This window comes from Paenibacillus sp. IHB B 3415 (assembly GCF_000802655.2).
Taxonomy (GTDB): domain Bacteria; phylum Bacillota; class Bacilli; order Paenibacillales; family Paenibacillaceae; genus Paenibacillus_AQ; species Paenibacillus_AQ phytohabitans.
Genome location: NZ_JUEI01000008.1, coordinates 1 through 20,428, shown reverse-complemented (window position 1 = coordinate 20,428; position 20,428 = coordinate 1). Strand labels below are relative to the sequence as shown.

At 50.7% G+C, this 20,428-nt stretch carries 27 protein-coding genes; 2 read left to right on the top strand and 25 right to left on the bottom strand.

Translation table 11 applies throughout. From position 1 onward, the window contains the following. Positions 1–65: 65 nt before the first annotated feature. The 25 genes from ppc to QW71_RS04900 form a co-directional block, all read right to left on the bottom strand. The gene (gene ppc / locus QW71_RS05015) at positions 66–2,858 is read right to left on the bottom strand and encodes a phosphoenolpyruvate carboxylase (RefSeq protein WP_039294221.1); all 2,793 of its coding nucleotides are present in this window, start codon (positions 2,856–2,858) and stop codon (positions 66–68) included. A gap of 306 nt (positions 2,859–3,164) precedes the next feature. Continuing rightward, positions 3,165–3,428 (bottom strand): holin, encoded by a 264-nt coding sequence (locus QW71_RS05010; RefSeq protein WP_039294218.1) that lies wholly within the window; start codon positions 3,426–3,428, stop codon positions 3,165–3,167. Beyond that, positions 3,425–4,135 carry a M15 family metallopeptidase gene (locus tag QW71_RS05005; protein ID WP_039294215.1) on the bottom strand — a complete coding sequence of 237 codons (711 nt, stop codon included), beginning with the start codon at positions 4,133–4,135 and terminating at the stop codon, positions 3,425–3,427. Before QW71_RS05005 ends, QW71_RS05010 begins: the two co-directional genes overlap by 4 nt. Continuing rightward, positions 4,107–4,499, bottom strand: a complete 393-nt coding sequence (locus tag QW71_RS05000) for a hypothetical protein (protein ID WP_039294212.1) — start codon at positions 4,497–4,499, stop codon at positions 4,107–4,109. Before QW71_RS05000 ends, QW71_RS05005 begins: the two co-directional genes overlap by 29 nt. Next, complete coding sequence (locus tag QW71_RS04995; protein ID WP_039294209.1) at positions 4,486–4,683, bottom strand: hypothetical protein; 198 nt, start codon at positions 4,681–4,683, stop codon at positions 4,486–4,488. The genes QW71_RS05000 and QW71_RS04995 overlap by 14 nt, the downstream gene beginning before the upstream one ends. 1 nt (position 4,684) lies before the next feature. Then, positions 4,685–4,999 carry a hypothetical protein gene (locus tag QW71_RS04990; protein WP_039294205.1) on the bottom strand — a complete coding sequence of 105 codons (315 nt, stop codon included), beginning with the start codon at positions 4,997–4,999 and terminating at the stop codon, positions 4,685–4,687. Between the two features lie 90 nt (positions 5,000–5,089). Continuing rightward, positions 5,090–5,221, bottom strand: coding sequence for a hypothetical protein (locus QW71_RS41800; protein WP_268794604.1), 132 nt, complete (start codon positions 5,219–5,221; stop codon positions 5,090–5,092). Between the two features lie 51 nt (positions 5,222–5,272). Continuing rightward, the gene (locus QW71_RS04985) at positions 5,273–5,746 is read right to left on the bottom strand and encodes an XkdW family protein (protein ID WP_039294202.1); all 474 of its coding nucleotides are present in this window, start codon (positions 5,744–5,746) and stop codon (positions 5,273–5,275) included. A 12-nt stretch (positions 5,747–5,758) separates the two neighbouring features. Continuing rightward, positions 5,759–7,345 carry a pectinesterase family protein gene (locus tag QW71_RS04980; RefSeq protein WP_039294200.1) on the bottom strand — a complete coding sequence of 529 codons (1,587 nt, stop codon included), beginning with the start codon at positions 7,343–7,345 and terminating at the stop codon, positions 5,759–5,761. Between the two features lie 11 nt (positions 7,346–7,356). Further along, the gene (locus tag QW71_RS04975; RefSeq protein ID WP_039294197.1) at positions 7,357–7,968 is read right to left on the bottom strand and encodes a putative phage tail protein; all 612 of its coding nucleotides are present in this window, start codon (positions 7,966–7,968) and stop codon (positions 7,357–7,359) included. A gap of 2 nt (positions 7,969–7,970) precedes the next feature. Further along, complete coding sequence (locus QW71_RS04970; RefSeq protein ID WP_081970300.1) at positions 7,971–8,306, bottom strand: hypothetical protein; 336 nt, start codon at positions 8,304–8,306, stop codon at positions 7,971–7,973. Between the two features lie 12 nt (positions 8,307–8,318). After that, positions 8,319–9,341, bottom strand: a complete 1,023-nt coding sequence (locus QW71_RS04965) for a DUF2793 domain-containing protein (RefSeq protein WP_039294194.1) — start codon at positions 9,339–9,341, stop codon at positions 8,319–8,321. A 1-nt stretch (position 9,342) separates the two neighbouring features. Continuing rightward, positions 9,343–9,756, bottom strand: a complete 414-nt coding sequence (locus tag QW71_RS04960) for a hypothetical protein (RefSeq protein WP_039294191.1) — start codon at positions 9,754–9,756, stop codon at positions 9,343–9,345. Positions 9,757–9,758: 2 nt separating this feature from the next. Then, complete coding sequence (locus QW71_RS04955; RefSeq protein WP_039294188.1) at positions 9,759–10,817, bottom strand: baseplate J/gp47 family protein; 1,059 nt, start codon at positions 10,815–10,817, stop codon at positions 9,759–9,761. Continuing rightward, complete coding sequence (locus QW71_RS04950) at positions 10,810–11,238, bottom strand: DUF2634 domain-containing protein (protein ID WP_039294186.1); 429 nt, start codon at positions 11,236–11,238, stop codon at positions 10,810–10,812. Before QW71_RS04950 ends, QW71_RS04955 begins: the two co-directional genes overlap by 8 nt. Then, complete coding sequence (locus QW71_RS04945) at positions 11,235–11,528, bottom strand: DUF2577 domain-containing protein (RefSeq protein WP_039294183.1); 294 nt, start codon at positions 11,526–11,528, stop codon at positions 11,235–11,237. The genes QW71_RS04950 and QW71_RS04945 overlap by 4 nt, the downstream gene beginning before the upstream one ends. A 5-nt stretch (positions 11,529–11,533) precedes the next feature. Next, complete coding sequence (locus QW71_RS04940; protein WP_039294178.1) at positions 11,534–12,496, bottom strand: hypothetical protein; 963 nt, start codon at positions 12,494–12,496, stop codon at positions 11,534–11,536. 12 nt (positions 12,497–12,508) lie between these two features. After that, positions 12,509–13,255: a LysM peptidoglycan-binding domain-containing protein gene (locus QW71_RS04935; RefSeq protein ID WP_039294175.1), complete on the bottom strand. Its 747-nt coding sequence runs from the start codon at positions 13,253–13,255 to the stop codon at positions 12,509–12,511. A 1-nt stretch (position 13,256) separates the two neighbouring features. Further along, positions 13,257–15,089, bottom strand: a complete 1,833-nt coding sequence (locus QW71_RS04930) for a hypothetical protein (protein WP_039294172.1) — start codon at positions 15,087–15,089, stop codon at positions 13,257–13,259. A gap of 192 nt (positions 15,090–15,281) precedes the next feature. Further along, complete coding sequence (locus tag QW71_RS04925; protein WP_039294170.1) at positions 15,282–15,704, bottom strand: phage portal protein; 423 nt, start codon at positions 15,702–15,704, stop codon at positions 15,282–15,284. Between the two features lie 107 nt (positions 15,705–15,811). Next, on the bottom strand, positions 15,812–16,282 hold the full coding sequence (locus tag QW71_RS04920; protein ID WP_039294168.1) for a phage tail tube protein: 471 nt from the start codon (positions 16,280–16,282) through the stop codon (positions 15,812–15,814). Position 16,283: 1 nt separating this feature from the next. Further along, positions 16,284–17,606, bottom strand: a complete 1,323-nt coding sequence (locus QW71_RS04915) for a phage tail sheath family protein (RefSeq protein ID WP_039294160.1) — start codon at positions 17,604–17,606, stop codon at positions 16,284–16,286. Next, a complete protein-coding gene (locus tag QW71_RS04910) occupies positions 17,606–17,812 on the bottom strand; it encodes a hypothetical protein (RefSeq protein ID WP_039294158.1) in 207 nt (68 codons plus the stop codon). The genes QW71_RS04915 and QW71_RS04910 overlap by 1 nt, the downstream gene beginning before the upstream one ends. Further along, positions 17,809–18,225 carry a DUF6838 family protein gene (locus QW71_RS04905; RefSeq protein WP_039294156.1) on the bottom strand — a complete coding sequence of 139 codons (417 nt, stop codon included), beginning with the start codon at positions 18,223–18,225 and terminating at the stop codon, positions 17,809–17,811. The genes QW71_RS04910 and QW71_RS04905 overlap by 4 nt, the downstream gene beginning before the upstream one ends. A 407-nt stretch (positions 18,226–18,632) precedes the next feature. After that, complete coding sequence (locus tag QW71_RS04900) at positions 18,633–19,109, bottom strand: ArpU family phage packaging/lysis transcriptional regulator (RefSeq protein WP_039294357.1); 477 nt, start codon at positions 19,107–19,109, stop codon at positions 18,633–18,635. A 292-nt stretch (positions 19,110–19,401) separates the two neighbouring features. Between QW71_RS04900 and QW71_RS04895 the strand changes: the two genes are divergently transcribed. Continuing rightward, complete coding sequence (locus QW71_RS04895) at positions 19,402–19,845, top strand: helix-turn-helix transcriptional regulator (protein ID WP_039294154.1); 444 nt, start codon at positions 19,402–19,404, stop codon at positions 19,843–19,845. Positions 19,846–19,887: 42 nt separating this feature from the next. Further along, entirely contained in the window at positions 19,888–20,301 is a 414-nt protein-coding gene (locus QW71_RS04890; RefSeq protein WP_039294354.1) for an ImmA/IrrE family metallo-endopeptidase, read from the top strand. Positions 20,302–20,428 lie beyond the last annotated feature (127 nt).

Sequence of the window (20,428 nt, the reverse complement as noted above, 5' to 3'; positions counted from 1 at the left end):
TATAGAGGCGAACGGGGTTTAGGAAGCGGCTTCGCCGACTTCAAAGAGCTAACACCAAAAAATTATCAGCCGGTATTCCGCAGACCGGCGGCAATACCGTTGATAGTAAGCAGCACCTCACGCAGCAGCTCAGCGTCATCGCCCTCCACATCGCGCAGGGCGCGAAGCTCGGCAAGGAGCTGAACCTGCAGGTAGCTGAGCGGATCAACATACGGGTTACGCAGGCGGATCGATTCCTGAATAACCGGAACATTATCCAGAATATCCTGCTGGCCGGTAATCTTCAGGATCAGCTCGGAGGTCAGCTTGAACTCGGCTTCAATCTGGCCGAAGATACGCACCCGCGCCTCTTCGTTTTTGCCCATGCCGGCATATTCCTTGGCGATTACGAGATCCGCCTTGGCAATAGCCATCTGCAGGGTATCGATCAAGGTCGTGAAGAAAGAGAAGTTGGCATACATATGCTGCATGATCTTCAGGTTCTCTTCTTTATCCTCATAGAAGCTCTGCAGTCCAGTTCCGGCAGCATACCACGCAGGCAGCAGATAACGGCTCTGCGTCCAGGCGAATACCCAAGGGATGGCACGCAGATCCTCGAAGCGTTCACTGTTCTTACGCTTCGAAGGGCGTGAACCTATATTCAGTTCCCCAACCTCCGGCAGCGGGGTTGATTCTTTGAAGTACGTCAGGAAATCCGGGTCACGGAAGATCAGATCCTGATATTTGTTCAGGGAGACTTCAGAGATGCGGGCAATAATCTCATCCCACTTCGCTTCATACAGATCCGCCTGTGGCGATCTGGCATGAATAGCCGCCGTAACCAGAGCAGATGTCGCCTGCTCCAGACTGCGGTAAGCAATGCCTTTCATCGAATACCGGGAAGAGATAACCTCCCCCTGCTCGGTAATCTTGATACCGCCGCCAATGGTGGAAGCCGGCTGGGCCAGAATACTCCGGTTCAGCGGCATACCGCCGCGTCCAAGGGCTCCGCCGCGTCCGTGGAAGAACTTCAGCTTAATGCCGAATTCATCGGCAGTCGCTGTAATCTGCTTCAGAGCAACGCGCAGCTCCCAGTTCGCAGTAACCACACCACCATCTTTATTACTGTCCGAATAACCAAGCATGATCTCCTGCAGATCATTCATCGCAGTGACTGCATCGCGGTAGATCGGCATGCTGAGCAGCGTATGCATAATCTGCGGTGCATCATGGAGGTCGTCAATGGTTTCAAACAGCGGTACCGCCTGCAAAGTACAAACAACCGTACCGTCGTTGTCTTTGCGGAACAGGCCCACTTCTTTGGAGAATACCATGACCTCGAGAATATCACTGGCTGCTTCCGCCATACTGATCAGATAGCTTGTGATACACTGTTTGCCGTATTCCTCCTGCGCCTGGAAGATCGTCCGGTATACCGCAAGGCATTCCTCCGTACCTTCACTGTAAGACTGGTAAGGGGATGTCAGCGGACGCGGATCATTCAGCAGCTTTTCGAGCAGCTCAATCTTTTGTTTCTCCTCCAGCTTGGAGTAGTCCGGTGTAACATTCATTTTGGCCAGAATCTCCGTCATCGCATTCTCATGCTCCTGGCTGTGCTGGCGGACATCCAGGGTTGACGTATGGAAGCCGAACAGCTCCACTTGGCGGATTAGCTTCTTAATGTAGGTGTCTGCTACATAGTCGGCATAGTGATGCCGCAGGCTGCGGTCAATCACGTTCAAATCATCTATAAATTGCTCTGGTGAGGAATAGCGCTCAGGCGTACCTTTTTTCTCATCATCCAGAACATTCTGTGTCTTGGAGATCATATAGCTGAGCTTAATCCGGTAAGGTTCATTATCATTGCGCCAGGCATCAACCCGGTTAAGATTGATAATGTTACGGTCCTTCTCAATGGACTCCAGCAGCTCCGGCGTCACATTGACGATGCTTGTACTAAAACTCAGGTACTGCATCAATTCGCGCATAATCCGCTGATATTCACGAATTGCCAGCTTGCGCTGCAGACGCAGCGTCTGCAAGGTTACGGCCGCAGTCACCGAAGGGTTCCCGTCACGGTCGCCGCCAATCCATGAACCGAAACGCAGATAGGTCGGCACATGCCAGTTCTGGCCCGGATAATATTTGCTTAGACATCGCTCAAGCTCTTGATACACATCCGGCAGCACTTCAAAAATCGTCTCATGGAAATAATACATGCCATTGCGCACTTCATCGAGCACGGTAGGCTTGCGGTCACGTAACTCATCCGTCTGCCACAGGGTAATTACTTCATTCAGCAGTTTCTCACGGAGCTGTTCGCGTTCGCGGAAAGTCAGAGTCGGATTATCCAGTCCCATGACATCATCGGAGATCCGTTTGTGGATATCCAGGATCGCACGGCGCATGGCTTCCGTAGGGTGAGCCGTCATAACTAGTTCCAGAGACAGGCCGTTCATGATCTCATGAACATCCTCGTGGGAGAAATCCCGCTCGCGGAGCTCCTGAATCGCGCTTTCGATCGACCCTGGCTGTACGGTCTCCCCGGCAGAACGTTCATAATCGCGCTTACGGCGAATGCGGTGATTCTGCTCAGCTATGTTCACCAATTGAAAATAAATGGCGAAAGCCCGTATCACCTGATGCCGGTTCTCCGTATCCAGTGAACTAATTAGCTCTTTAAATTCATTGTGCAGTTCAGGCAAAAACAATGAGCGCAGCGATTTACTGGTTTCACGGATCTTCTCCACGATATCCAGCAGTTCGTTGCCGCCTTGGTGTACCAAGACTTCGCCCAGAATATTCCCCAGGAACCGTACGTCCCGCCGCAGCAGATTATTGGAGTTGCTTTTGCTAACGGTAGTCGTAAGTTCGGTCATGCTGCTCCCCCCATCCTCTTCCGGATCAATGCTCTTAACATTGTCTATTTGAAAGCTTTCCTCATATCATACAATAAAACCGCCCGGAAATCTTCAACTTTATTGCGCGGTAAAGCGATACAGCAATTAAGATTATACACCAATCCAGTTATTTATACAGTCAGAATTAATTATGTATCTCTTCCTATTTATATTGTCTGTTTTATGTAGTGAGTATGTAATATTATATGACGTAAAACACAAAAACAGCCGGCTCCGCAGAGCCAGCTGTCAATTCAAGGTTACGTTTTGTTTCATGATGTTTCCTCATCGGTTATTGAATGCCAATTCAAATAATCCTGTAGCAGACAGTCCGGCAAGCCCCCCTGCCCAGAGGCGAAGGGTCATACCGAGATCCGTAAAAGGATACGCTGCCGCTCCAACCAGCAACCCTATTCCTAATCCTACAAACGGGATAACGCCCCGCGACAGACGGGTATTATTTTTGATCAGCTGCACCAACGCCAGAATCACTACGGCCAGTATTGAAGCAAAAGCTAACACATTGTCAAACAGTTCACTGTTAATCATGAGTTCACTCCCTTCTGGTGGCTACTTGTAATATCCACTGTTTTTGTCGCCGGATTGTAGCCGACCTGTGCGCCCAGCGCTTCTGCGATCATACGAACGGGAGCATAAGTAATGCCATTCTCCATCAATCCTTCTACAATCTTCACACCGTTCACTTTTACCGTTGCTGTAATTTCACTCTTCACAGTTTGTTCCTCCTTGAGCTTGATGCGTTCATACACCGCCGCTACTGCTGACGCAGCAGGCTTCGCTCCTGTCCGAAGTGCTGCCAGCGTCATTCCAAAGCTCAGCTGAAAATGCGGATAATCCTTGAAACTGGTCCAATCCCCGCCCCATTCAAATCCGATTGCCTTGGCCTGCTGCACCACCTCCAGCCAATCGGCCGTGCAGTCATTGTCCCCGTCCCTGTTCATATCCCAAGAAACACTTGAACCATTCGGAAGCAGCAGCGCAAAATCCACCGCCAGTCCATAATTGTGATAGCTATATCCGCCGCGTGCATTAGTGACAATCGCTCCCGGCTTGGTTCGTCCCTGGGCGTAGAGCGCATCCTGCTCAGCAGTCGTCCGCAGTCCCTGGGTAATTAGGATGGAAACACCGCAAGCATAGCAGCGTTCAATCAGCGTTGTAGCTGCGGCGAGTACAGCGGGATGAAGCCCGGATAGACGGGCAGCGGATTTATTTAGAACCTGAGTCAGAGTCAGCATGCGGATTCCTCCCTTTCCTGATCTCAGACAGTACCAAGAACAAATCCTGGCGTTTGGTGTACATTAACAGCGTCAGAATGACCAGTCCTACAGTAGTGCCCGTCTGGGCGATGGCCCAGGCTTCCGATTGCAGCGAGCTTAGCACAGCGTCCGAACCGGAAGTGCTGCTGAATCTTATCCAGAAGGCAACCGCCATCTTAACGGTATACGCCCCCAGAAAAAAGAATGCTGCCAGCATAAACAAACTGACCACGCGCGCCCGGAGCCTTTTGCGGAAATACAAAAAAAGCGCAGCTATCAGCAGCAACGCACAGATAAAGGATATGGAATACGCTATTAACGACACAATATCAATGATGCTCATCTTCTGCCCCCCGATCATAGATTAGGAACTCGGCGAACCCGTTGTTCCTGATTTCCTCCTGAATTTCTTTGGAGACATTCTTGTACCTTCGGATAGAGAGCGATACTCTCATTCCCGCTTGCGTCAGCTTCCGTTCTCTATCCCGGTGCAGGGGAGATAGTCGCTTGATCCACTCACTCAGCACGTTATCCCCCCCTGTCTTCTTCATTAATACCATCCGAATTCTTGTTGCCCGCTGAATGGTCGATCTTCAATCGCTGCAGCACTTCAAGTGTCGGTGCCATGAAGTCGGACCGCTCTTTGTCGAGGATGTTCTGCAGCCTGTCCCTGTCTTCCTCGGCACGCTCCAGCAGTTCACGCGGCACCAGATTCCCCTTCACAATCGACCGCAAAAGCACAAGAAAAATCATCAGCAGAATCAAAGCGATGATGTAGGCCAGCCCATACTTATCCGCCAAAGGTAGCAGCTTCTCCAAATTCGCAACATCGTTGCTGTCCATTGCTTCACTCCCTTCTGAGTTGGTAAAAGAAATGCCCCCGGACGGGTCCGAGGGCAAAATAAAAACGCCTTATAGGGCGCCTGGGCTTATCTATTCTTCTGTTGCAAGAAACTCAAGGCCGCTATCTGCCAGAATTTCTTTGACTGCAAGCTTCAGCGTGGAGGGCACTTCACTATACTTGGTTTTACCCAAGGTTACGCGTTGTGCAAAAAATAATGCCATTATATCCTCACCACCTTTCCATATGAGCATGAGCTTATAATAGACGAAGCATTATTGATAGACCTGCATTGCCATTTCAGCAATAATGTCTTCAATGAAATCCGCCCGTTCGGATAGCGCATTGTTCTGAGCTTTCAGCAGCAGATTTTCTTGTTGCAGTTGCTCAATTTCCGTCAGCTCCGGCGGCTTGGTTGCCTCGTATTCCTGGTAAGCTTCCCATGCTGCTTGCAGTTCAGCTTCTGTCGGCTGCGGAACATCGAGATTCCAGACCGCGATGAACGGGCCGTGCTCTACGAGATCATAGTCTTCGCCTTCAACTAGAAGATTGTAGTCGATGCCGTAGCGGTAATGGATGCCCTCCACTGGTTCATCACCGAAATCTGGCGTTTTGATTTCGTAGCGGACGCGGCCTTTTTCTTCGGCACCTTGGCGCAGGACGGGTTCTGGGCCGTTGTCCTGTATACTAAAATCCCGAAATGGGTCAGCATTCGGGTACAGATACATAATTGCTAATGCTATATTCATTTTCAAGCCTCCTTATGCAATTCTTGTAATCATTAAATAAGAGTAAGAAGGGTCCGGGTTCGTTGACACTCCCGCAGTTGCCGTTGCCCATATAGCCAAAGTCCCACCAGCCGCCACCCCCAACGTTGCTGATCCACTAGCAGCGGTATAACCAGAACTTCCAGGGCGTGTATGAGACATAAATAATGTTCCTCCGCTAGCGGAACCAACTCCGATTTTCAGCTCAATCCCGCTTATAGCGTTTGTGAACTGGATGGATGCTGTGATCATGTAGACACCAGCCATTTTTGCAGTAAAAATGCTAGCTGCCGGGTCATACTCTCCTAAATTGTCATTACCTTCCGAACCGTAAATGACTTTCGTAAGAACATTTGCGGAAAAAGTTTGTTGGACTGAGTGAGTGGCGTACATAAATGAACGTGCCGTCCAAGTATTATCTCCCCATGGGTTGATAACGCCGTTAGTTATCGTACCTCTATTAATCGCATCGCCCTGAACGCTTGAAGCCTGCGTACCCGCTTTAGTTGCCGTCCCTCCTTCGGTCGCAGTTATACCATAGACGTTTCCTGTGCCTGTATTGTCCCATGAGTTAACAAGAGCGCCTTGCGTGGCATGTATTGCCGTTGATCTGTTTGATAGTTCGCAAGAAGCAACCCTGACAGTTGACCCATTTGACGCCTCCACGCCAGTGTATGGCGGCGTAGTAGATACAATAGCGCGGCAAAGTACAAGCTGACAAAATGTTGTATTGACTACATCAAAAGCTGTTTTTGTTTTTGTGGACGCCGTGAACCCTTGGATATATATTTGATTAGAGCAACCATATACTTTAAAGCTATTAACAACGTAGTTAACCACTGTAGCCGCAGTTGTTGCCCCATAAATGTACAACTCTGTCGATCCGTTGAAGTCGGAAACTTTGACATCCTCGGCATACGTCCCGGCATTCACATAGATGTTAACCGCATGGTCCACGTGGTAAGGAACACTGTTAATCGCCTTTTGAATCGTTTTGAATGCCCCACCCACCGTATTCCCCAGCCCCGTATTCCCATCATTCCCATCCGTCCGGACATAATAGGTAATATCAGCCGTCGTCTTCTGCGGTGTAGTAGTCAGATTCGCCTTCCCATTCAGCTGCCCCTGAATCCCCGAGGTCACCCCATCCAAATACCCAAACTCCGCATTAGACACAACGCCTGTTCCGATCTTCGTAGCATCAATCGCCGCAGCAGCATTAACGTCCGCATTCACAATTACCCCCGGTGCAATCGCGGTAACACCATCCCCCGTACTGGTTACATCGCCGGTATGATTGGGATGCACATAATTTTTCGCCCCGGCAGCTACACCATCCAGCTTCGCCTTATCCGCTGCCGCCATCAGCCCGGCGGCGGACGCAGTAGCAGCAGCGGTGGATGCCTTGGCATTCCATGCTGTGCGCTCAGCAGCCGTGATATGCTTGACCGCATCAGCGGCATGATCCTGCACAGCCTTGACGGCTGTATCCAGAATATCCATATTGCCGTTCAAATCCGTTATATCTACAATGTCTGTACCATCCGGCTTTTTCAGCCCCAAATTACCCGTTGTTTTCATCGCTCACACTCCTATTCGTATACTCTTAATTCGTTCCAGGTTCTGGCATGGGCATTATTCCAGGTAAGCGTCTTAACAGAGTCCCACCAGGTGTAGCTGTACACGAAGCTATAATCCAGATGTGCCGGTTTAATCTCCTCCATGATCTGGATCAGACCCGCCATATTCGCCGGAATGCCCAGCGTGCCGACGAAACGTACCTCGAAGCTGTACGCTCCGGGCACCTCCACCACCTCAACATCCCCGCCGGAAAAAGCGGATGCCGTCCGCCGGATCATCTCCGGAGTGGTCGTTCCGCTACCCCGCAGCTTGGCCTTGATCATCTCCCGGCGGGTTGCGTAAGACTTGCCCGTATCCGAAGTCAGCGCCAGCATCCGCTCCCAGCGGGACAGACTCCACGTTGCAGACTCCAGAGTCTTCTGCGCATCGCTGTCAGCCATCGCATAGGCAAGCTCACCACATTCCGCACCGGCGCTCGTCTGCAGCTGTTCCATCTCGGGCACGCCCTGGTAGTACTCCGGCAGGTACTTCATCAGATCCGGGACATTAACCTCCGGCCCCTCCCCCGTCACACCATCTGTCGAATACTCCAAAAGGCCATATATACTGTCTCCGTAGGCCACGGCTACACCCCCTTAAGCTGATTCCAGGTTAGCGGACCTTTGGGCATATACTCATGCGTATGCGCCGCCGGCGGGAATACGGATGGCTTGCCGTCCACACCGGACCAAGGCACACTATCCGCAGCCTGCGCATAATCGACCTTGCCGTTGTTATTGGTATCATAGATGCTCTTCAGCATGTCGCCGGTGCTTTGGGCGGCTACCAGCAGCAAGTTGCTGCTGCCATTCCCAATGTAGAGCTTGCCTGTATCGGTGCAGTAGCCCAGTTCGCCTGCGGCAAGCGTACCCAGCGCACTTTCCAGGCCGCGGCGAATTTGAATCAATGTCTTTAGTGCCATGGTCACCGCCCCCTAGAATGTTCCGCCATCTATACTGCTTACCGTCAGCCGGTTACCGTTGCCCGCATCATACACAATACTGCTTCCGTCCACGTTGGCTGCAACACCTGCCGCATCAACAGTAATTCCTTTGCCTGCTGTGACAGCAATTGCATCCGCACTTACCGAAATCCCGTTGCCCGCTCCGATATTCAGCGTCACCGCATCAGCTTGTCCGCCGCCGATGAGTCCACTCCCCGCAGTAATAGTCTGTAGCGCCCCGCCCGTCCGCACCCAAGCGGTCCCGTTCCAGCTGTAAATTTTCTGTTCATCATCCACATAAGCCGTCCAGCCGACAACCGGAACATAATACACCCAGACTGCAGACTGGTACTCGGCAACCTGATTGGTTTTCCCTGCCCATGCGCCGGTAGCTCCAGCCGGGATGATGTACCTTTCACCTTCGATCGGGCTGGCCGGCGGAGCGGTCAGATTCTGATCCTTGACCGAGGCCTGAGGCTCGATATTATGCTTGGCCAGCTCAATCTCATTTTTGATTTTTTGCGCAGACCACAGATCCGTAATTGCCGTCCCCGTATCATTGATTAACCGGTGCTTAGCGGCATCGTCAATATGGGTTTTGATCTCTGCTGCGGTCTTTGTATTGGTGCCGTCCGACACCTTATTGGGATGACCTGCGGTGATGTCCGCCTTGAGTACTTTGGCATAGGTAGTGCCATCTGCGATATCATCCACGGTGCCGGTCAGATCTGTTAATTTCTGCGCATTCACCCGGCGCCAGGCCGCCCCGTCATCGAAGTACAAATAACCGCTGTTACTTCCGCTGCTCACATAATACAGCCGGCCCACTGACGTTGCCGCAGGACGCGAAGCTTCAGGACCGGACAACGCCCGCCCGACCATGGAATTGGAGGTACCATCTCCGATATAAATCTCCTTCGTGTCTGTACAAAAGCCCATTTCGCCGGCCTTCAGCGTCCCGTAAGTGGACAGCTCTGCCCGCGTACCGCGTTTCACTTGAATAGTTTGTGCCATTTTACACCTCTCTTTTGAAAGATCCGCCGTCAATCAGCCCGGCTTTTTTGTAACGTTCAAGCTCGCTTTGTGTAGCGGTCAGCCCCGACTGCAGCTGATTCACATCATCTGCTTCCACCGTATCTCCCGGCGTTTCGTAAGTCACATACACTTCCGGCACATCGGCATAGATCTTAATCATCCGCCGCCAAGGCGCCTCGTCAGGAAAAGACACCGAGTAATTCCGCACCTCAGTCCCGCTATAGCGTGAACCTGTATAGACGGATAGGGTCTGATTATTGATGTTATCGTGGGCAAGAAGCCCGCTGTATACACCGCCTGCAAGAAGAAGCTTCTCCTCGACGACATAGCTGCTGCCGTTTGCTTTTTTGTTCAGCTTGTCCTGAAAGACGTCAATCTGCTCCGGATATCCCATAGCTACACCTCCAGTACGACATTGCCGAATAGCGGCACTTCAGTTTCGTTTAGAGTCACATTTCCCGTCCCGCCGTTCAGCTTCAGACCGCTATAATCCATAACACCCTCAGTATCCAGCAGCAGCGATCCAACTACGGATTGACTGATATAAGTGGCAGCAAAAGCCTTCTCTTTGCGGTATTTCTCCAGAATCGCTGTAAAAGCATTAATGACCGGCTGTAGCGCATAACCTGCTGCCAGCGTAACCCTGGCAGTGACGTTAATGGTTTTGCCTGTGGCAGATTCCACCGTCACTACGGCTCCAACCGGAGCTTGTCCTTCGCCAAGACCCGGAGCAGGATCAATGTATTGCTGCACTTGAGAGACCAGCAGCGCGGAAGCAGGCTTGTGCTCCGCATTCACAATGACCACTTTTACCGTCTTCGGCCCAGCCCACAGCGGAAAGACCCGCGCTCCCCCTACACCCTGGGTGTCCTGTGCCCATTCCATATAATGATATTTATTGCCGCTCGTCGAAGGCCGTCTAGCCGAATCGAAGTACCGCTGGCGCAGCGCCTCATCCGACTCCGCATCCGTACCGGGAACGAGCAGTGCCGTAATCTCCCCACGGGCCAACCCCGGGATATAATCGATGGGCAGCAGCGTACCCGAGTACTGATTCCCCTCTGCACCGGCGGTCTCACTTTCGAGACGGTACGTTCCGGGCGAAAGCTTCTCCGCCGCGCTAAAGTGGAGCAAGCCCAGCGAAAACCGGCTGCCCAGAGGAACATCCAGCAGTTCCCCTCCGCTGGTATAGAACTTTCCGCTTAGCTGCGCTTTTCCTGCGGGGTGACGGGTGATTCCCGTCCAGGCAATGCTGCGTTCCAGATACTCACCACCCGCTGTATCAGGGAAATACAGATTGTTGCTGACCTCAAGCTCAATATACATCTGGGCCATTTCAGCCGCCGCCGGAGCGAGCGCATCATAAATAATGCTTCCCTCGCGCTTGTCCATCCCTTCCGGAACCCGGTCCAGCATACGTTCAAGCAGGACCTCATAGGTCTGATCTTCATACACCGGCAACCTCCTCCTTTCTAAGTTCAAAATTGCCGTAAACCGTGACAGCTGTGCAGCTGAAGCTTACCGTATCACCGTTAAAAAGAATTTCCACATCCTCAAGCTGCTGAATCCGCTCATCCTGAAGCAGCGCCTCACTTACGATTCTGCGCAGCTCCGGCCGGACCAGCAGCCTGTCCTGTCCCAGTACGAGACTCCATTCCGTTCCGTAGTTTGGACTATAGATCAAATGCTCGAAGCGGGCGGTCTGCAGAACTTTAACCGCTGCCTGTTTCACTGCCTCAAGTTCATCCATACGTCCGGCTATCCGCTTGTGCTCAAAGTCCATCCGGTACGTTAGGCTGGGGCTAATGCCTGAAGCTGTTGCACTCCCCTCAAGAGCTGCTGTAACCGGACCCGATCTGCCGATTGCCGGGATCATAGGTCCACCAGCCGATCCAGGACGATATAGCTCTGCCCGCCCTGCATCCGGACGAGCAGCACGCGGTCACCCGCTGCCAGGCCCCGGCGGAGCAAGATCTCTCTGCCCTCAAGCACTGCCTTGCTCTCCATCACGGACTCTGGCACAACCAGCGCCGGTCCCGTCAGAATGAACCGCTGCTCCACCTGGATCTGCAACGGCTGTACCCCGACTACCGTCCCATAAGAAAAAGCCACCGGATTCGTATTCGATACGGCCCCGAGGCTTGCTTGTTTAATAATATCGAGCATGTCTTCTACACCACCTTAATGTCTAGGGACATCGTATGCTCCCCGCCTGAAATCTTATGGCTGCATTGGTCGACCAGAAACAGCTGCGTCTCAAACTCATCAAGCAGAACATAGATGAAATTCCCGGCCCGGACCCGAATATCACCAATCGCTTGTACAGAGAGGCTAAGCTTCTCGCGGTTATGCAGCTTCAGCAGATTGCCTGCCTTCTCCTGGATTTGCGCAAAATTCGCCTTGTCATCCGCCTTCTGGTACAGATGAAGAATTCCCCAGCGTTCTACATTTTCCTTATCCGTTGCCGGAAAAAACTCACGTTTGCCGGTTTCCTCATTGTCTTGATAGAGCAGGATCGTATTGTACGTATCATCGTCAATGCTTCTTTTAAGCGAATAATCATACAGATAATGACCAGCACCAAGGATTACATTCAGTAGCATTGCCTGAGGCGCACGCAGAGTCAGCTTTCCGAAATCATCATAAAAAGCCATCAGCTGGCCCATATACTGCAGCTCGCTGCCGATGGCGCCCATAATAATATCAAGCAATTTTTTATTATCCTCGATCAAGGAGGGGATCGTGTACTTCGCCGGGTCCAGCACTCCGAGCCGAAGGCCATAGTCTGTAGCGACTTTGCGGATCAGCTCACTTGCAGTAATATCCTGCAGCACATAGCTGCCGTTGCCCAGCAGATAACGGATCTGGTCATACGCCGTCAGCTTAATTTCCTGATTCGCTCCCGTATCGATGCTGAAGACGAACCCGTAGAACACATCAATCCCGTCTTTCCTGAACTGCACAATATCCCCGTTACTGATGCCGAACTTCGCATGCTGGTAAATCCCGCTGTCCGCCAGCGTAAGCTCGAGTGTAGCAGGCTTTCCGGTACGCGTGGTTTTCCATGAGATATCAGTGGCAATCCCGGAAACATCCCAGATCGTGCCTTCTTTATTGATTACAATCAATTCCATGTGCTTGGCCTCCTACGACAGCTTAATCACTCTGCCGATTTTAAGCTTCTTCAGTTCACTGTCCGGGATACTGTTAAGCTTTTGCAGAGTTTTGCTTTTGCTGCCGTCACCCAGGTGCTTTTGAGCAATGGACCAGAGGGTATCCCCGGCTTTGATCGTATAAGTGGCGTGTGCTGTCTTCTCGCTTGCCCGTTTCTGCTGCGTCTTCACTTCACCCTTGTTGTCAACCTTCATGGCTAACGCCTGGTAGAATACATACTTTTTGAGACCGATAGTATACTCGATGTCCCCGGAAGAACCCGCACTCAGCTTCCAGGAGAAGCTTTCAATACTAACCGCCATATTGATGCCAATGTCCCCGGTAAAAGTCTGCTCAGCCTGCGCATTCGCCTGCTTCAGCCAATCTGGAGTCTGCGTATCCTGCACATTCACCGCCTTCAGCCCCGAGAAAACAAACCGGACCGGCCTGCGGCTCAGCATCCATTTCCGGATCAGCTCCACATATTCATAGGGCTTCAGCAGCTTGCCGGCATTCTCGCCGGAATACACCACAAACGGATAATACTGTGCCGGAAAAATACTCTCAATGGTGATCTCCGTCAGCTTCGGATATGCAATAGCATTGATCTCGCCAAAATCGATGACCGTATAGCTCTTGCTGTCACCATTCTCTTTGATCTCGAGGGTCTCAGGGTTAACTGGAAGCCGGATCACCTCTTCATAGTTGTTGAAGCTAAGATAGAACCCATACTCTTCCACGTTACGTATACACCCCCTGGGCCGTAGAGACAAATTCCTCTTTCAGCTTTTGTCCGATCTTCGTGATGATGGAGTCAATATCTCCGGAGTTATTAATATTACCCGTTGTTACCTGCACAGTTGGCGTCAGCTCGACAAAATTCTGAATCGACTGAATCTCCGCCAGCTCCCGCAGCATATCCAGATCATCGCTGGAGATATCGACCTTTTCATTAATGGAACCGACTTCGCCCACTTTGTTGACGCTGTTGATGTTCGCTGCTGCGGCTTGAGCAGGATTCTGGGATTTATCATCTTTTGGCTTGGCCTGATCCAGCTTGGTATTGAATTTTTCGGGGAGAGCTGCTGCCTTGTCCCCATACTCCTTTACTGTTTTGGCGGTATCCACAAATCCTTTCTTTTCGGTTTTGTATACATTCTTATCGGATGTAGGCTCTTCCAGGGTACCTTGAGCATTCTTAACCATATCACTGAAGACATGCGGATTCTCTGCTTCAAGAAAGTTGGGTTTGAAATCGGCCAAAAATTCAAAACCGGGGAATTTGCTTAACCACCCTGCCATAACTTGAATTCCCTTAAGCACAAAATTGATGCCGTCTGCTATGGCCTTTACGAAACCGCCTGCAAAGCTTTCAACACCTAACGCCATTTGGTAAATGAAGCCCAGGAAATTCGTGGCTAGGTCATAAAACAGCTTCTGAACCGCATACGTCGGATCAATGAACAAGTTACGGAAGAAGTCTGCAAATGAAACAAAGTTATTGTACAGACCAATTATGAAATTCTCTATAGTTGCCCTCAGCCAGCCAAAAGCTCCCCCGATAAAAGCCACTACCTCGTTTACGGACACACCTGCTTGTTGAAGAATATAGATAAGCAGCGCTACAGCCGCAACAATTAAAAGGATCGGCCACATGCCTACAAGCCACGCGGCAGCAAGATTATATAACTGCACAATCATTGCAGCTATGAAGACAATGGCAATGGCCGCAAGGATCGGCCCTACAACATCCCAGTTCTCCTGGAACGCTGTAAACATATACAAGATGCCATTTACAACTTCTCCAATTACAGTAGCTATTACCAAGAATGCATTTGCGATCAGATTTAGTGCAGTAGACATTCCTTCAGACTGAAATGCATTATTCAAGGTATCTAGAATCGGACGCAACGCAACGATGGCTTTTTGACCCATCATTTCAACTGCGCTATCCATGTTGCCCTGCAGCTTGTTCCATTTCCCCTTATCTTCCTCCGTTGCGTTGGCAGCTATCGCTTTCGTACCCAGAGACTTAACCTTATCGAACACACCTCCAAGGTCCAGTGAACCTAAGGAGTCCTTCGTTTTGGAGAGGAATCCCGGCTCCGCTGCTTTCCGTGCCTTTTCTGCTGCCTTTTGTTCCTTTTCCGCTGCAGCTTCCTTCTTCTTGTTCTGCATATAACCTATGGCTTTTTCCCCAACGTAAGTGATTAGTTCGAATCCGCCTACGTCCAGTGCCTTCATTATTTTTTGAACCTCACCCATGAATCCGCTTTTGGCATTCCGGACATCGTTATTATCCGGATCGTCATCGTTAGAACTGTCCGCAGAGCGGCGGGACCTGGAAGAGTCACCTTCATCCGCCATCCGTCTGGCCGCTTCCTGAGACTGCATGAACCCTTCCATGAAAGACTTGTTTTTCTCTTCATACACTCGCTCCAGTATCTGCTGCAGTTCACCCAGCGAGTGGCTGGCCCGGTTAAAATTCTGATTCAGCCGGTCCCACTGTGAGTTCACATTTTGCCAGACGGTTAATGCTGTTACGGGAACCAATGCTGTACTCGTAATTTCCATTCATTCACCCCCTTCATCTCTTCTTCCCCTTGCTCCGGGCGCGCTCCCGCTTCTCCTTGTCCACGCGCACAGCAATCATGGCATAGATCGCCGCACGTTCGCGGACGGAGAGCTTCATCAGCTCATGCGGCAGAATATGCAGCTCGTGGAGGGCGTAGTAGGCCAGATTGGCCTCACCATCGCCCTCGTTGATTAGTTTTTTACGTCATCTACCAGCTCGTTCATATCTGTAGCGAAGCCGTTCAGGGCCTGTACCCGCTCACCAAGCGCGGCGAACTCACCGGGCAGCAGCATTTTGCGCAGCAGTGATTCGGCCCCCATCACCCCATAAGAACGCTGCAGCTCGGTGTTCTTCAGATCCGGATGCACTACGCTTGCCGTCATCAGCTTGGCCATATACTCATTGGGATCAATCTCCGTGGTGTAGGTGCCGTTCTTTCCTTTGACCTTGCGGGTTGCAGCTTTGCGGCATTCCTGGTTCTCATCCTCATTCATGCTGCGCAGCTTCCAGACGGCAGCTTTACCTTCCTTATCCTTGAAACGTTGCGAGACCACAAACTCCTCTGTTGTATCACATGCCGCATTTTGTGCAAAAAACAAACTTAATTCACTCATGTTGTTCCTCCCGGATTCTTAATGTGTATAGACAGAGAAGAGACCCGCCGCCATATAATACGCCCGGGTCTTTCCAGCTCTTGTCTATGGATATGCCTGCTTAATCTTTATTGGCCGGAATTTGCCGGGGCACTGAAGGGCTGAACCAATTCCACATCCTCAAATGTAAAGCTGACCTCTTCCTCAAGCGCATCCGATTCCGTATCCAGCGAGGCCATAATGACACTGTCCAGATTGACATCCTTCAGCATGATGCGCTGTGCGCCAACTGTAGAGGACGGGTCTTCATTCGTCACAATAATACTGAAATATTGGTCAATCCCCGTCTTCATGTATTCCAGCATCATTTGGCGGAAACGGCTCGTCATATAGAAAATCGTCATCGTACCGCTGCCCGACCATCCGGTTGCCTTATGCTGCACCCCGCGGCGACCAAGCGTTTTCACTTCCGCCTTCTGCTTCTCCACCGTGGCTTCCAGCGTTTTTACATAGAACATTTCTTCCGTCTGTCCGTTAATTGTGGCATAGGCCCGGCCCTCCTGGCCGGATAGCGTATCGCTGGCTTTCAAGAATGTCATCTTAAACCACCTTCACTTTCATATATACTTTTTCTACGGAATCCACCGGCTTCACAGCCACATCCAGCACAACACTGTCACTGTCCGATCCGGGAGTAACTACAATATCGCTCTGTGCGTTGAAGTTCTCAATCGCCCCCAGGTTCTGCAGATCATTCATATAGGTGACGCACTGCGACCAGAACAGCGCACGCCCGTCTTCATTATTCGGCAATTTGCCAATGAAGTAATTCTCAAAAATCCGCTTCAAATCACCGGCTATTCCATCCAGCACGCGCAGCACACGGTTTTTGGAGAATGCCTTCCCCTTGTCTGGTGAAAAGGAAGTGAAGGTGTTGATATCCTGCTCCACCACAGCCCGGCCGCCATTATACGTAAAGAGCAGTTCACCGTCTGTAAGCGCGGCTACGGTCTCGGAATGGCTGAAGCGCACATCCGCGTCAACGGCATCATCATAGGCCTGATAAGTCAGAGATTCGTTCACTGCAGCGGCGGCAGTAGCACCGGCTACCCAAGCCACGGCATGCGCTTTATCCACCACAGTTCCATCACTCAGCACCACACCGTTTGCCACACTGATAATGCCCTCATGGTCAGCCGTAGCATAATCGGACAATACCGCCTGGACCTTCTTGCCTTCCGTATTGCGCAGACGCTTCACATAAGCGCTATATAGCGCCTTGAGTGTGTTATCCTCGGATACCAGCCCCACAGTCTGGAAGTCCTGAACCTCCAGCGCCGCCAGAAAATCGCTGTGCTCTGCATTGGTTACCGTACCATTTGCACCGCCTACAAGCGGCATCCCGGCTGTCAGCGTCAGCGCATCGGGTCCATTCGGCTTAAATTCTACATAGTCGTTCGCAGTCAGCCCGGCAGCCGTAGCTACTGTCTGCTTGTCCACCTCTGTATTCTCAAGCAAAGTCCGCACATCGAACTGAGCATTGTCGTCGATATTCTTTTCGATAACTACCTTGAGAGCATTGCCGCGTTCCCCGCCATACAATGCAGTAACCTGAACCCCATTATTGGTGACCGTAGCCTTAACTCCCTGATTCAAGCGGTAGAGCAGCAGCGTACCGGCCCGTTTCAGTACCTCTCTTACCGGCAGCAGCTCAGCATCCGTCAGATCAAACCCTAGCTTCTGCTTGAAATCATCCTGGGCAGTAAGCTTAAGAATGACTCCAGCTTGTCCCCAAGGCAGCGTAAGCACCAGGGCCGCCGTACCGCGTTCCCCCATTTTACCTGACACGCTTCCGTTCGAAGCCACATTTACGTATACCCCCGGACGCACCTTGTTTTGTGTTGTCCATGTTCCTCCAGCCATTAGATAACCTCCTTATTTAGATAAAGCTTCATTAATTGCTTAGCCTCTTCCAGGCTGTAGCTCTCGCTCTCATGCAGAACTACATCCAGTACATCTTTTTCCTTCGGCGAAAATAAGACCGAACCCATAATCTGCTTTTTACCAAAAGCATTCCGGTCTTCCCCGCCCCGCTTCAGCTCACTTGCATTCATTTCCTTTGAATTCATTTCAGCCGTGCTCCTTCTGTGAAGTGACCCATCAGTTCTGCCTCGCCCTCCGGCTGCTTCTGGAGATAGAGCATATAGTCCACTGTGAACAGCGGCCCATGTCCCTCTGCTCCTGCCTCCCACGACTGGCGAATCACACGAAAAGAAGAATTCCCGCTTTCCCTGGCCGCCAGCGCTTCACACAAGCCGTCCGCCATGCTCTCTGCATCCAGCAGACCTCCCTGCTCATAGCGGATACCGAAACGGTACACCGCCATGTATCTGCCTTCACGCTGCCGGTCGTACGTTGCTGAGATGAGCCCCGGTCTGAAGTAGGCTGACTGCGGCTTGTCCCCTTCCACATAGACAGGAATAGCCGGATAAAACTGTGCCAGCGCCTCCGTGATGTTCTCCCGCAATTGTTGTACAGTCATGATTTCATTCCTCTCAAGATTAGTTGTGATAATCCCTCCCCCCTTCCTGGAAATCACAACGGATACTATCCTGACAAGAATAATATCCGCCTTGTATTAGGCAACTGCTGAAGGAACTTTCACCACGCTTGTGCCTCAGCCACCAAGGGACTGTATCTTGTAGAGCATTCATGCTCCAGTGGTGTCCTTCTGCTTCATTTGCCATGTTATAAATATAGACCCTTTGAATCCTTGTGCAGACGCTATTATAGAGGAGAAAGGACTAACTTCCGGAGACCCTTGGGATGAAAAAAGGAGGTACCAGTGGCCGCAAAAAAGCCGCATCACCCACTGGGCAACACGGCATCTTGTACTTCTTATTATCTTAACTGTGAAACGCTTCAGCTACAGCAGGCAGTCTGCTATTTCTACTTGCGGGTCCCTGATGTTTTCTCTAGCGAAGCTAATGACAACAACTGCAGATCTGCGAGCGCCAGCGCCATCTTATAGAACGCCTTCGACCTTATTTTCACGTAAGTGTCCTTGCTCACCGGGGGATCAAACACATGATTATAGATCGTGTAGTCGTAGCTCTCCTCTCTGCGCAAGTAACGCTCCCGCACAAGCTGCTGCTCCCTAAGTGTAAGTCTCTCTACTACGGAATCTATCATTGCACAGTATGCTCTTCTTGCCGCAGGCACATCCACGTTATGAGTTGCTATAGCCGCCGTCTGATCCGTAACCGAATTAGTCGCGCCATGAAATCTTTCCGTATAAGAGTACGTAATTCCGGCCTCCTTAGCCTCGAAAGTTACGGTCTTAAAAATACGGTATTTCTCCAGCATATTTTCTATAGTGACCTGAGTAAGACGGCGGTCAAGCTCGGGCAGTGAAGATAGAATCATCATGTTAACCACTCCTTTTGATGTCATACAGATTTGAGAACTTTATTGCGGACCTTTCCAGCCAAATGTGGTAAAATTCTACTTGTTCGTATGTTGTTCGCCTTTTTCAATAATATACCACTTATCTGCCAATTCCGTAAAATGCCATTTAGGCCCGTTTTAGAGCATAAACAAGCTATATTCATTATTTATCTTACCTTTTGGCAATAATAGCCGCTTTATTGTTTACCTATTGGCATAAATAGCTTATATTAATAGCAACAGCTTATTAGGTGATAAGGAGTGGTTAACGATGGCAGAGGAATTCGGGAACTATCTGAAACAGCTTCGGGAAGGAAAGGGACTGACAATCAATCAGTTGGCATCCCTTGCCGGAATTAGCGGAGCACAAATTTCGCGGATAGAGAATGGACTGCGGGGCGTCCCTAAGCCGGCTACACTGCGTAAGATTGCTGAAGCGACCGATGTCTCTTATGAGGAGCTTATGGGCCATGCCGGTCATTTAACCGAATCACAGAGCAGTACTGGAGGATCAGTGCCCGCATGGGCTACGAGTAAGGATAAACGGGATTTCCGTCAAATGCTTGAGGATGATGGCGAGCTGATGTTCGACGGAATCCCACTGAACAAGGAGGATAAGCAGCGGATCAAGGATGTATTAACAGGCCTATTCTGGGAGGCCAAGCAGATGAACAAAAGAACTAAGCCCAAGCACGATTCAGGTACGAAGGAATAGCCAGGCAATCATACAACTATTAACATGCTGCGGGTGAAGAATATGGATGAGCTAATCAAGCGTCTGGTCAAAAAATATAAAACCAACAACCCCTTCGAGCTGGCTGGGGCTCTCGGCATTCACATCAGGTTCATCAATCTGGGCGAAGGCACCAAGGGCTTGTATTACCGTAAGTTAAGAAGAAGGTTTATCGTCATTCATAATGAGCTGCCTTTGGAGTGGCAGCGGTTTGTATGTGCGCATGAATTGGCTCATGACCGTCTGCATAAAGGGGTCAACCGTTTTTTTCTGGAGGAAAACTCTTTTTTCTCACCAGGGAAGCTGGAGCGTCAGGCTAATATATTCGCAGTGAAGCTGCTATCCGCTGGAACTTCTATCGAGCAGGATGAATCTTTACAGAGCTATTATGCAAGGATCGGCATCCCGGCAGAGGTTGTCTTTTTTTTAGACGATTAAAGGAACATACGTTCCTTTAATAACGCAACAAAAAACTCTTACCGAAGTAAGAGTTCATTGCCAGCTATTAGCTGTGTTATCGGGATGACACGATTTGAACATGCGACCCCCTGGTCCCAAACCAGGT